13 protein-coding genes, 1 pseudogene and 1 riboswitch are annotated in these 12750 nt (G+C 37.6%); of the genes and pseudogenes, 9 read left to right on the forward strand and 5 right to left on the reverse strand.

The annotated features are described in order from the left end of the window. Nucleotides 1-490 precede the first annotated feature (490 nt). From BSO02S_RS21875 to celB, 5 genes are all read left to right on the forward strand, one after another. Complete coding sequence (locus tag BSO02S_RS21875) at nucleotides 491-2428, forward strand: BglG family transcription antiterminator (RefSeq protein WP_066072730.1); 1938 nt, start codon at nucleotides 491-493, stop codon at nucleotides 2426-2428. Between the two features lie 193 nt (nucleotides 2429-2621). Further along, complete coding sequence (locus BSO02S_RS21880) at nucleotides 2622-2951, forward strand: PTS sugar transporter subunit IIB (protein WP_066072732.1); 330 nt, start codon at nucleotides 2622-2624, stop codon at nucleotides 2949-2951. Between the two features lie 43 nt (nucleotides 2952-2994). Further along, on the forward strand, nucleotides 2995-3318 hold the full coding sequence (locus BSO02S_RS21885; RefSeq protein ID WP_066072733.1) for a PTS lactose/cellobiose transporter subunit IIA: 324 nt from the start codon (nucleotides 2995-2997) through the stop codon (nucleotides 3316-3318). Between the two features lie 76 nt (nucleotides 3319-3394). Then, a complete protein-coding gene (locus BSO02S_RS21890; RefSeq protein WP_066072735.1) occupies nucleotides 3395-4483 on the forward strand; it encodes a DUF871 domain-containing protein in 1089 nt (362 codons plus the stop codon). 43 nt (nucleotides 4484-4526) lie between these two features. Continuing rightward, the gene (gene celB / locus BSO02S_RS21895) at nucleotides 4527-5804 is read left to right on the forward strand and encodes a PTS cellobiose transporter subunit IIC (protein WP_066072737.1); all 1278 of its coding nucleotides are present in this window, start codon (nucleotides 4527-4529) and stop codon (nucleotides 5802-5804) included. A 222-nt stretch (nucleotides 5805-6026) separates the two neighbouring features. Here celB and BSO02S_RS21900 read toward each other — a convergent pair whose 3' ends face one another. The 5 genes and pseudogenes from BSO02S_RS21900 to BSO02S_RS21920 all read right to left on the reverse strand — a co-directional run. After that, entirely contained in the window at nucleotides 6027-6425 is a 399-nt protein-coding gene (locus tag BSO02S_RS21900; protein WP_066072739.1) for a cytidine deaminase, read from the reverse strand. Between the two features lie 297 nt (nucleotides 6426-6722). Beyond that, nucleotides 6723-7727 (reverse strand): DUF3231 family protein, encoded by a 1005-nt coding sequence (locus BSO02S_RS21905; RefSeq protein WP_066072741.1) that lies wholly within the window; start codon nucleotides 7725-7727, stop codon nucleotides 6723-6725. Between the two features lie 72 nt (nucleotides 7728-7799). Next, nucleotides 7800-8279 carry a glutathione peroxidase gene (locus BSO02S_RS21910; RefSeq protein ID WP_066072743.1) on the reverse strand — a complete coding sequence of 160 codons (480 nt, stop codon included), beginning with the start codon at nucleotides 8277-8279 and terminating at the stop codon, nucleotides 7800-7802. A 213-nt stretch (nucleotides 8280-8492) separates the two neighbouring features. Next, a complete protein-coding gene (locus BSO02S_RS21915; RefSeq protein WP_066072745.1) occupies nucleotides 8493-9662 on the reverse strand; it encodes an MFS transporter in 1170 nt (389 codons plus the stop codon). A 90-nt stretch (nucleotides 9663-9752) separates the two neighbouring features. Continuing rightward, nucleotides 9753-9853: riboswitch (purine riboswitch) on the reverse strand. 224 nt (nucleotides 9854-10077) lie between these two features. Further along, nucleotides 10078-10533, reverse strand: a pseudogene (locus BSO02S_RS21920) (catalase); the annotation flags it as partial. A 206-nt stretch (nucleotides 10534-10739) separates the two neighbouring features. On the opposite strand from BSO02S_RS21920, the gene BSO02S_RS21925 reads away from it, so the two are divergent. The 4 genes from BSO02S_RS21925 to BSO02S_RS21940 all read left to right on the forward strand — a co-directional run bounded on the left by BSO02S_RS21925 (nucleotide 10740) and on the right by BSO02S_RS21940 (nucleotide 12693). Then, nucleotides 10740-10937 (forward strand): hypothetical protein, encoded by a 198-nt coding sequence (locus tag BSO02S_RS21925; protein WP_066072838.1) that lies wholly within the window; start codon nucleotides 10740-10742, stop codon nucleotides 10935-10937. Nucleotides 10938-11034: 97 nt separating this feature from the next. Further along, entirely contained in the window at nucleotides 11035-11244 is a 210-nt protein-coding gene (locus tag BSO02S_RS21930; protein WP_066072749.1) for a hypothetical protein, read from the forward strand. A gap of 254 nt (nucleotides 11245-11498) precedes the next feature. After that, nucleotides 11499-12029: a P-loop nucleotide/nucleoside kinase family protein gene (locus BSO02S_RS21935; protein WP_066072751.1), complete on the forward strand. Its 531-nt coding sequence runs from the start codon at nucleotides 11499-11501 to the stop codon at nucleotides 12027-12029. Nucleotides 12030-12225: 196 nt separating this feature from the next. Beyond that, a complete protein-coding gene (locus BSO02S_RS21940; protein ID WP_066072753.1) occupies nucleotides 12226-12693 on the forward strand; it encodes a VOC family protein in 468 nt (155 codons plus the stop codon). Nucleotides 12694-12750: the final 57 nt, after the last annotated feature.

Raw genomic sequence — 12750 nt, forward strand, 5'->3', positions numbered from 1 at the left:
GAAGTTATTTGGAAGTTGTGGAAAATCCCTCATACTTACGACATATTTTCCGCCACTTACGACATATTTTCAGAGACTTACGACATTTCATGGAAGTTATTTGGAAGTTGTGGAAAATCCCTCATACTTACGACATATTTTCCGCCACTTACGACACAATTTTAGCCACTTACGACATATTTTCAGAGACTTACGACATTTCATGGAAATTAATTGGAAGTTGCGGAAAATCTCGAATACTTACGTCGCAATATCCTCCAAATATTCAACTAAAGAACGCCATTTGTTGCATATCGCTTCGTCCCATATTCAGTTGCAGCACTATCCAACCAATTTCTGCAGACAGTTAGTCCTATTAATTTTCGACAAAATTCGGGTGGTGCCTGGCACGATATGAGGCACGATATGATACAATGGTGTTTAAAATAATTAAAAATTCAAATAGTATCAGTAGTAATGATAGCTGCATTTGCTGGAAGGATTGATTTGAATGTTATCGTTAACGAAACGCCAAAAAGATATTCTACAGTTTCTAACAGAGTCCACTGAACCGATAACGGCTGAATGGATGGCGAAAGAAATAGGTATTAGTGACAGAACCGTCCGTAACGAGATAAAACAGTTGCAGCAAGACAGCAGTATGCTGGGGATTCAGATTGAATCCATTCGGGGAAAAGGCTACCAATTGAAAGTGTTAAGCTCAGAAATTTTTTCAAATAAATCCTCTCTATTGTTTGAAGAGAATAACCGGTCAGCCACTCTCATGGAGCAGGAAGATAGGGTTCGATATCTATTAAAACGATTGCTGCTGGCTCCGGATTTTATTAGATTTGAAACGTTAGAGGAAGAAACGTTTGTTTCCAGATCAACGCTGCAGCAAGACTTGAAACTAGTCCGGCAAATGATAAAAAAATATAAATTGAAAATCACGAACCGCCCACACTACGGAACAAGGGTAGAAGGGGACGAGTACAAGAAAAGATCCTGTTTATCCAATTTGATCTTAAGAAAAAATGGGGATATTTCCTTGAAAGGTAATCCTTTACAACTAGTAGAAGGCGAACTTTTTGATAAGATAAAAGAGGTTCTGATAAAAAAGGTACATGATCATCCGATTAACATTTCGGATGTTGAACTGGAAAACTTGACCATTCACATTGTGATTGCATGTAAAAGAATACAAGAAGGCTTTATTATCGATCCATTGGGTGTTCAATTAGCGAATGAACACGCATTTGAAAAAATGGTTTCAATGGAAGTTATTAAAGAAGTCGAGTCGATTACCGGGTTATCTTTTCCGAAATCGGAAATCGATTATATTATGGTCCATTTATTAGGGACAAAATTATTAACCCAAGAGGAAGTAACCAATTTTGGCGAATTTGATGAAGTAAATACTCTTGTGAATTGCATGATTGAAACATTAAGGACGGAGTTTAATTGGGACTTCCATAATGATTTAGAATTTATTAAAGGGATCACTTTACACCTCCGGCCAGCGATGAATCGATTAAGATACGGTCTAAATATGCGAAATCCGTTATTAAGCCAGACGAAGACAAAATTTCCAAGCGCATTTGAAGGCGCTGTTGTGGCTAGTAAATGTATAGAGGATTACTTAAATAAAGAAGCAGGTGAAAACGAAATCGCCTACATTGCGTTGCATATTGGAGCGGCTCTCGAAAGGATGAAGGAAAAACAAAAACAAGCAAAAAGGGTTTTACTTGTGTGTGCAACCGGTATGGGAAGTGCACAACTTCTGTTCTATCACTTGCAAAATGTATTTAAAAGTGACATCGAAATAGTGGATACCATAAGTTATTATAATCTAACCACCTATAACTTATCGGGGATTGATTTTATTATTAGCACCATTCCAATTAAGGAAAGCTTAGGTATCCCGGTTCTTGTGGTCCATACATTTATAGAAGAGGAAGATATAACAACTATCAAGAAAAAATTAGTTTCCTCTAAAAGTGATCAACAGGAATATTTACATCCATCACGAATTTTTATTCATCAAGAATTGGATACCAAGGAAGATACGATTCGATTCTTATGTCATGAATTGTATAAACAAGGTCTTGTTTCAAAGGATTATCTAGAACTTGTAGTAGAGCGGGAAAACCTGGCAACCACTTGTTTTGGCAATTTAGTTGCAATCCCGCATCCCATTAAACCCGTATCAAATGAAACATTTTGGACAGTATGTACGTTGAAATCACCGATCCAATGGGATGAACAAAAAATGGTTCAATTTGTTTGTTTATTAAATATTAAAGAAGGCGATACCGGTAATTTAAATCAAATGTATCAGCAATTAATTCAAATTATCGAACATAAATCCATTGTTCAGAAATTAATTAAAAGCAGCTCCAAAGAGGAAATCATCAAAACCATGTATGAACAAATTGGTCACCTGAGCTGATTGCTTACAAAAGCAATTGGCTTTTTTATTTTCAATTGCCTCCTTTTCTTTACTCAGCAGGTCATCATTTTATTTAACGAGTACTTCTTTCCGTTACCCAAAGGAAATATCTCAACTTAAAAATAAAGCGGTTACATCTTATACTTACAGTGTAAAGTAACTGACATGATAAAAAGTGGAGGGGAAATGAAAAATGAGCACTAAGAAAATTCTACTTGTATGTTCTGCGGGAATGAGTACAAGTTTACTAATGACTAAAATGCAAAAATCAGCACAGGAGAAAGAGATCGATGCCGAAGTTACCGCGCTGTCTTCTAACGAAGCGACTAAGTTATTGGCAAAGGAAAATGCAGATGTTATCTTGATTGGTCCGCAAGTCCGTTTCATGAAAAGTAAATTTGAAAAATTAGTGGCCGATTCCCATATTCCGGTCGCAGTCATTGATATGAAGGACTACGGTAGAATGGATGGCGAAAAAGTGTTAGGCACTGCATTAGAATTGATTAAAAACAATGGAAATTAATTGTTAGGGCAATCTAACAAGCTAAAAGGAAGGGATACATCCAGTGGAAGAGCCAAAAAATTTAGAAGTTGTCATGGGTTTAATTATGCATAGCGGGAATGCCAAAAGCTTTGGAATGGAGGCCGTCCAGGCTGCTAAAGAAGGGAATTTCGAAAAGGCTGGCCAATTACTTGAAGAAGCAAATGAGGAATTAGTATTAGCACACCATGCACAAACTGGTTTGTTAACTCAAGAAGCTTCCGGGGAGAAATTTGAGGTTACGCTATTAATGGTTCATGCACAAGACCATTTAATGAATGCGATTACATTTTTGGATTTGGTAAAGGAACTAATTGATGTGCATAAAAAAGTGAATGTACCTGATTAATATGGATATCCAAACCGATTTGGATGAAAGTGTTGCTTTTTCAAAAGTCTATTAAATATTCAGGAGGCAAAAAAACATGAAACGTATTGGTGTATCGATTTATCCGGCAAAGAGCAGCTTTGAACGTGACAGGGAATATCTGGACCTTGCAAGAAAGTATGGATATACAAGAATTTTTACTAGTTTGTTAGAAATTGACGGCGAACAAGATGAGGTTGTTACTAAGTTTAAAAACATAATAGAATATGGCAATTCTATTGGTATGGAAACTATCTTGGATATTAACCCTCAATTATTTGAGCAGTTACATGTCAGTTATAACGATCTTGCCTTTTTTAAAGAATTAGGTGCGACAGGAATTCGTCTGGACCTGGGTTTTACCGGAGCAGAGGAAGCGAAAATGACAAAAAATCCATTTGGTTTAATCATTGAAGTCAATATGAGCAGTGGCACTAGATATATAGATACGATCATGAGCTACCAGCCTAATATGGATTATTTATATGCTTCACATAACTTTTATCCTCAAAAATATTCTGGGATTTCCCAGCGCCACTTTGAACAAACGACAAGTATGTTCAATCAACATCATATCCATACGGGGGCTTTTGTCACCTCTCAAGAGGGCGATTTGGGACCTTGGCCGGTTCAGACAGGATTATCCACGTTGGAACAACATAGAAATTTACCTATTCATACTCAAGTTACCCATTATCGATTAATGGGAACGATTGATGATTTATTAATTGGCAATGCGTATGCGACGGAAGAAGAATTAAGGGCTATGTCAGATGCGTATCTAAACACCCACCCGACCTTTCAAATTGAATTTTCATCCCATGTTTCAGAATTAGAAAGGAACATGATTCTCGATGAGGTTCACCAGTATAGAGGCGACCGATCTGAATACATGATTCGCTCATCTGCCACACGTGTTAAATATACTCATGAGGATATTCCGGCCAATCATACCCTCCCTATTAAAAAAGGAGATATTGTAATTTGTAATAATCATTTTGGCCAATATAAAGGAGAAACTCAAATCGCGCTAAAAGATATGGAAAATGACGGAGATAGGAATGTCATTGGCCATCTTACAGAAGAATCAATCTTTCTATTAGACTATCTAAAGCCTTGGTCTAGCTTTATGTTTATTCTTTCATAAAAGAACTTTTTTTAGATAAAAACCTAATAAAGGAGTGAGTAAGTTGTTAGAAAAAGTAGAAGCAATCGCCGGGAGAATTGGTAACCAAAGACATCTCCGGTCATTACGGGATGGAATTTTATTAAGTATGCCCCTTATTATTATCGGATCGATCTTTCTTATATTAGGAAACCTACCGATCAATGGATACACTGATTGGTTGGCTGACATCGGTTTAGCGCCTATTTTCAGCAAAATCGTGAATGGCTCTTTTGGACTGATGGCGCTTGTTGCCGTTTTTGGAATGGCCCATAGTTTAGCTGAGCATTATGAAGTGGATGGCGTTGCCGCTGGAGTTATTGCCTTATCCAGTTTTGTCATCGTTACGCCAGACCTCATTTCGAAAGCGGGTTCCGGAATTTCCTATTCCTACCTCGGCAGCGGCGGCTTATTTGTTGCCATCGTAGTAGGTTTGCTCTCTGCGGAAATCTTTAGATTCTTCGTCCAGAAAAATTTTACGGTAAAAATGCCGGAGGGCGTACCGGTAGCAGTAGAGAAGTCCTTTGCTGCCTTATTACCAGGATTAATGGTGATCTTGTTTTGGGGTCTCGTTTATTTATTCTTAGGACTAGCAGGTATTGATAACATTCATACGCTATTAACAAATACGCTAGGGAAACCACTTAGTGTTCTTGGTGGAAGTTTATGGGGCACATTGGTGATTATCGCACTAAATTCAATATTTTGGTTTGTTGGGATTCACGGTGCAAACACCATCAACCCGGTGATTCAACCAATTTGGTTACAAAATACGGATGCCAATCGACTGGCATTTCAAGCCGGAAAGGAATTGCCGCATATTGTTACAAATGAATTTATGTTTAACTTCGTTTGGATCGGCGGCGGCGGAGCCACCATTGGACTGGTTATTTGCCTTTGGTTATTTTCAAAAAGTAAAAATAATAAAGCAATGGGAAAACTCACGGTTGCACCAGGACTATTCAATATTAATGAACCAGCGTTATTTGGACTGCCAATTGTCTTAAATTTCAAATTGCTCGTCCCATTTATTCTGGCTCCAATGGCTGCTGCGCTAATTACCTACTTTAGCATGGCTTCGGGATTAGTAGCAAAACCAATCGGTATTGTCGTGCCATGGACCATGCCTCCAATCATTAGCGGGTATCTGGCAACGGGTGGAAAAATCAGCGGTGCCATTATTCAAGTCATTACTCTTGCTGTAACAATAGCCATTTACTACCCATTTGTAAAACTCTCTGATAAATCTCAGCTAAAAGAAGAAGCCCACGAGGAGTCAGCTGAACTATCAAAAACGGTTTAAGGTCATTGTAAAAGCTTTTAACGTGTTACGTATGATTTTTCGCTTCGAAGTATAATAGATTATTATAAAAAGGAGAGGTGCAGCTAGCACCTCTCCCTGCAACCTCCACCGTCAGGGTGGTAGTTGTCTAAGTAATTATTTTAGAATGAAGCAAGGGGACGGTTGTCTTGCTTCATTTTTTATGTTTAAAGCACAAGTACCGTCCCTCTGCAACACTTCGCTTTACATCTCTAGATCTGTAAATGCGTAGGGTAAGAGGTCTCTTAAGGTTAATTCTAGTATTTCTTTTTTGTCGTTTGTTAAATAAACTGGCATTTCAGGTGAGCAAAATTCTGCTAAAACTTGCCGGCAAATGCTGCAAGGCGGAAGAAAATCTTCTGTATCGCCAGCGATAGCGATTGCCTGGAAATCTCCCTTTTTAGAACCATTCGCAATGGCTGTGAAAATAGCGGTTCTCTCTGCGCAATTCGTTGCACCAAAGGAAACGTTTTCAACATTTACGCCGTTAATTACTTGACCATCTTTCAGTAACAATGCTGCTCCCACGGCGAATTTAGAATAAGGACTATAGGCATTTGCTTTCATCTCACGAGCGCTTTCCATTAATAACTCTTTATCCATACTATTCATCCTTTCTTACGATTAAACTCATAACAGTCCCCTTTGAGGGGGATCACCAGCATTTTCCGGAAAACATACACTATGAAAATTTCAATCTCAAATTCTTTGAAAAAACAGGAAGAAAGTATGTATGTTTTTCAAGTATTTTGCTGGTAGGACCTATTATATTAATGATTTATTCCATGTATGTCAACCACAGAAATGTGACAAAAGTAGCGAGGTGAAGCAAAAGAACCGTCCTAGACCAGTGAAAAAATATCTACTTTTTCACTTGGTCTAGGACGGTTCCCATGGCTTCTATTGATTTGCCAATTGATCGCGGTCTACGGAAAGGGGTGGTTCCTCCAGCCAGCCATTTTGAATCATGATGTTAGCGCCATCCAAGGCATATGAACCAATTTCGGCGGATAGCTTAACGTAATGAAGAGGTAAATCTTTTCTCATGCTGGTTGCCATACTGGTTGCATAATATCCAATACTTAGAGGGATTAACGCAGTTGTCATAAACATCATCATTTTATCTGAAAATGGAGCGGTTGTGGCATCTGTTATGCCAATATCCCACGCCATTGGTACAGGCAAATTATCTTCTTCTAACACGGACCCAAGTACCTTCATATGTTTAAACGCAATCTCTCTTCCCCTTACCATGAATTCTCCAACCTCTTTTGATTGAGCCACTTGGCTATATCCCATCATTGTTGCATAACCAAGTGCATTATTTTGGAAGTTCAAAAATAAATTTGTTATTTCGATTACGGATAAGGGCCTTTTCTTCCCTAATAAATCAGCCATCCAATTTTGATCTTTAACAAAATTCACCTCATTTGGTGGGGCTACATAGGGGGAACGAATGTATAAGCCTTTTGATAACAAAAGACTTTTAACCATCGTATCAAAATCCCTCAATTCAAGAAGACATTCAGAAAAGTAAGAATCGATATCTGACCGAACGACTAATGTTTTGGAAAGTGCATAAAAATTTAGTGCAGGTCTTCCCATATTCTGACTGAAAAATAAAATGAAATTGTCTGTAAATAATCTGGGGGCGGAGGTATTCACATCTTCCTCTACGTGAAATCCGTATGGCACTGGGTGACCTTCCTTTTGGAAAATTGCCGTTAGTTTTTGGATATGAGTTTCCGAAAGTTCTAATCCGTGCTTTATGATTGACCGTATTTCGGTATCTTCCACTATTTCCAAGAAGTATGTAAACAAACATCTACTCATGCTGCTATTCATGTATGCTGTCCAAAGTTGCGATACTTCCGAAGACGTTAATTTAATGTGTTCAGTTCTCATCCACTAACCCCCATACATTCTGGCTATTGGTTAGTATGAACAGCAAAGAATCATACTATTCTCAGCGAAAGTTCAAGATAATAATTTTACTAAATCAGCCTGGATGCTACTCGGATCGATTGCAGGGGCATAGCGTTTCATCACCTGGCCATCTCGGTTGACAAGGAATTTCGTGAAATTCCATTTGATCCTTGAGGATAGAATACCTGTCTTTTGTTCTTTTAAAAACTTGAATAACGGATCGGCATTAGAGCCGTTTACCTCTACTTTTGCAAAAATGGGAAAGGTTACACCATAGTTTACCTGACAAAATTCAGTTGTTTTTTCAATTTGGTCATATTCCTGATTATTGAACTGGGAACAAGGAAAACCCAATATCTCTAACCCGTGATCCTTGTATGTATCATATAATGTTTGAAGACCTTTGAATTGGGGGGTAAACCCGCATTTGCTGGCAGTATTGACAATAATTAATGGCCGGCCCTCGTATTCTTGTAAGGATTTCTCCTCGCCATTCGGTAATTTTACCTGAAAGTCATAAATTGTTTTCATTTTATCGCTCCTTACTTTGAAAAGTGCCTTCAAATGAATGGGATAAGTTATAGTTTATTTCAGTATATACTATTTTTTAGCAATCATGTTTATTGGATAAACGGATATAATTGAAGTCCAAGCTTCTTTCGCAAATGAAGGTTAAAAACGGGCAGAAATCGGCTTCTCACCGATTTCTGCCCATCTGGTACAAGCTTCTGAACTCTGGGGAAACTAGGCGGCAGTCGTGGTTTCCCTTGTTATGGTCGGTCTAGTTAAAGAAAAGACTGCACAAAGTAACGAGATCATGACAATGGCACTTCCAACCCAAGCCGTACTGGAAATTGTACCGGTTTGGTTTAACACGAGGCCACCAATTGCCGACCCAAGCGAAATACCGATTTGCAATGCGGAATTATTAAAGCTTTGCTGTATATCGGACGAAGCAGGGTCGGTTTGAATCAAATAGCTTTGTTGCGGCGGTGCCAAACTCCAACTTAATGCTCCCCAAACCATCATCACGGGAATGAATAAGACAAGTGAAAAAGTGGTTAATGGCAATACACATAGTACAATCGCAAATGCACTAATGACGATGATGATGCTTTTGCGAGCGCCAATCCAATCCGAAAGCGTTCCACCGAATGCTCCCCCGCCTACAGCTGCAATACCAAATACAAAATAGCAGATACTGATCCAATAAGAATTCAGATGAAGATTTGTTTCCAAAAATGGTGTGAAATAAGCATAAATAGTGTAATGTCCCGCTAACATAAACATGGTAGCAAGATGGGCACTACCAATTTTCGCACTGGCTACTGCTTTTAATTGTTGTGAAAGTGGAATCGTCTTGTCCCCAGGAATACGCTCCAAATATAGTGAAATAAGCACCATTGACCCGATTGATAACACAGCGATTCCTAGGAAGATTACACGCCATCCTAATGTATTGGAAATCAAAATTCCCAATGGCACGCCCAACACAAGTGATGAACTAATGCCCATATAAATGAGACCCAAAGCCTTTGCTTGGTGAGCAGGGGCAACAATTTTTGCAGCAATAGTCAAGGAAAGTACAACAATAAGTGCTGTACTCGTTGCAGTCAACACCCTTGCTATCATCATAAAGGTAAAATTCGGACTGAAATATGTCATAATATTCCCGAGGAAAAAAACGAACAAGGAAGCAAGATACAATTTCTTGCGCTCGATTTTGCTGGTTACTACCAGCAAAACAGGCCCGGCAATGGCATAAATAAGCGCGAACACCGTAATTAGCTGTCCGGCCTTGCTTAATGAAATGCTAAAATCATCGGCGATGGTGGGCAAAATCCCACCTACTATTAATTCAACCAATCCAACTGCGACGGTCGATAATGCTAGTATAATTACTTTAAAATTCATAATCTATTTCGTCCTTTCTTATTTGTTCGTAAAAAAATAAGGCTTTGTGGGTTCTTTTCAGAAAATAAAAAAAAATCCTGATTACAAAAAACGAATAAATTCATTTTCTGTAATCAGGATTTTTAAGGTTCCTGGTAGAGACCCTCAAGCCGTATTCTTGAGGTTATACAGGGATTATATAGTTTAGTAGGAATCACCTTGAAAATTCTACTACGCTTCATCCTATTTTTCAAGTGTAAAATTATTCAATATTGAATTAGGCAGTTAATCCTTGTTGTAGTGCGTAACAAATCATCAACAGCATCGGGATTAGTTTGAAGAGAATCTTAACAGTGTGCGGGCTATCAGGGATGATGAAAATGTACAAAAAGCCATGCCTCCAATCAAATAAGAGCATGGCTTACTGAGCATAAGATTATTTTATCCTATTCCAAAACCTGCCTTGTGCGATTCCATCGATAAAGCTGTGGATACTGGCAGAGGATACATTGAATACACCTGGGTCATCTTTGTTGATGCGGCTATCTGCTAGCGCATTTGGATTACTCATGGCTAAAGCTAATGGCTTGTAATGTTTATAGGTCGTTTGAATGAATTCTAACGCAGGTGTCTGAATAAATGGTTCATTGTTCATTAATAGTGCCGCATCAAACAGGCTGGAATCGGCTGTTGCGTAAGTATCTGTCACTTTTACGGTCATATTTAAGTTACGAAGCTTACTATCTATAATACTGTAATTAATCTTATGTTTGGCGAAAGTCTCCAGCCAGGTTGTTAACAAGTCAACATCTGGCTCCCCATTGAGAAGGATGGCAACATTCTTGGTATCAGGTTTGCTGATGGTGTTTGCCATGCTGAGGGCGGGGGATTTTAGCCATAATGATCTGAAATCATTTCTTTTATCCGTTAAACCTATTTAAAGGGATATGAAATCCTGCGAATAAGCGAGTATTCGGGAGAAAATCGTATTAAACTGAGGGAGTGCAAGTAGAAATAAACAGTAAATACCGTTATCCAAAATCATCACTTAATAGTACAATAAAAGGAAAAACAACCATTGTAAAGAAAGGGATCCATATGAAAGACTATTTTATTAGGTTGATTTTCGGACTATTAACTTTCATGATTGTCTCAGGTATAGCCTCCATTTTTAATATTGATAGGATACAATTTGGAAAACCTGTGAACAACTTTATTTTACTAATAATATTTATGGTAGGAGGTTGGGGCGGGTGGTATCTTTACAAAGCAAGTAAAAAGAATAGTAATGAATAACCACTTTTTATTGAAGTAATGGAGGCGTTAATCTAAGAAGGATTAACGCTTATTCTTGTTGAATACTTTATGAACTAAAGATTGAAATGGGGATGTTATGAACAGGTTATTTGGACTTTTAATAATTAGTTTATCATTGCTTACAGCCTCAATTGTATTACAAGTTGCTTGGCTAATTTTAATTGTTTTAATCTTGGGCATTTTATTGTTAATTCCTAATAGTAAGAACCAAACCAATAAAGAGAAATCTGTGTCAGACGAAGAAATAGAGGCAGAATTATTGAATTCTAATCATAAAAATAAATGAAATAGTGGAGTGTGCTGTTCTGGTGAGGTCAATGTTTTTCAAGCATTAAAACAAGTGGTAGCATTCCTGTAATAAGTTTGTGTACAAATGCACTTAAACTAAAGGGTGCGATTCTTCAAAAAAGGATTGCTTTTTTCTTATTTAAGTAACGGGGCAGTTTAGTGGAATAAGCCTATAAAGCAATTATATAGTTAATAATAAGATATTTATAGAATTTGTTTATAGCTGAACATCAGAGGGGTGTATATTGATGGTTGAAAAAATTCAATTTAGATTACCAGATTTATCGTGAAAGAGCTGATTTTACACCTATAGTGGTAATGATGTGTGGTGTAGCAGGTTCTGGAAAAACTACATTCGCCCAACAATTAGAAAAAGAAGGTTTGGTACGCCTTTCTATTGATGAAGAAATTTGGGCTACAAATGGTCGGTATGGGATAGATTTCTCAGTTGAAAAGTATGAGAAATTCAAGGAAGACGCGGAAATAAAATTGAGGAATCAATTGATAAAGTTAATTCACGAGAAACATAATGTGGTAGTTGACTTCAGTTTTTGGCAACGCTCTAGAAGGAACCAATATAAACAGTTAATTGAAGAGGCTGGAGGTAAATGGAAACTTATTTATCTGAAAGTTCATCCTAATGATTTGCGTGAACGACTTAAGATACGAAGCCAATGTTTTGATGCAAATGCTGCCTTCGCTATAACAGATGAAATTTTAACTTCCTTCCTTAGTGGTTTTGAAGAACCAACAGGCGAAGGAGAAATTGTAATTAAACAATAGTAAAACTTCCTTTTTAATAAAGCTAACAGGTACTTACATTAAAATGGGAAAAGCCTATTTTCTTATTGAAATAACGAGGTGCGTTTCAACAATATGTGGGGAAGCTTTTTACTAAAGGGATAGGATTGTTGAAGAAGAGATTCTTTTTGAAATAATTTCCAGATCATAAATTCTACAAACAAAGGGGATGGGAGAAATGATAAAGGGGCTATATGAAGCACATTTACCTGTAAAAAATCTAGACGTTTCAATTGAATTTTACCGGAAATTAGGTTTGAAGTTAGCTTGGCGTGATGAAGACACCGTATTCTTTTGGATAGAAGAAGGCAAAAGCTGGTTAGGATTGTGGGAAGGAAAGGAGTACCAAACTCCATACCACCCTTCTTTAAGACATATTGCTTTTCGAGTCACATATGAGGATTTAAAAGTGTCTGTAAAATGGCTTGAATCCATCCAAGTTGAACCTGCACCTTTTGGAAGAAGAACATCGATTGAGCCTTTTGTAAGACCAAATCAAGGAAATGCTTCGGTTTACTTTGATGACCCAGATGGAAATAGCTTAGAATTGATGTGTTATGTTAAAGTACCAAATGAATTAAAACATATTACGGAAAAGCTGTCATTTAAGGACTGGGAGAATTTAGTTAGTAGTAAATTGACATAATCAAGCCCCCTTTCTTTAATATTGTGAAGGATTGTACTTAAAGAAACGAGCAGGTTT

Source organism: Neobacillus soli NBRC 102451 (genome assembly GCF_001591665.1).
Lineage (GTDB): Bacteria > Bacillota > Bacilli > Bacillales > Cytobacillaceae > Neobacillus > Neobacillus soli.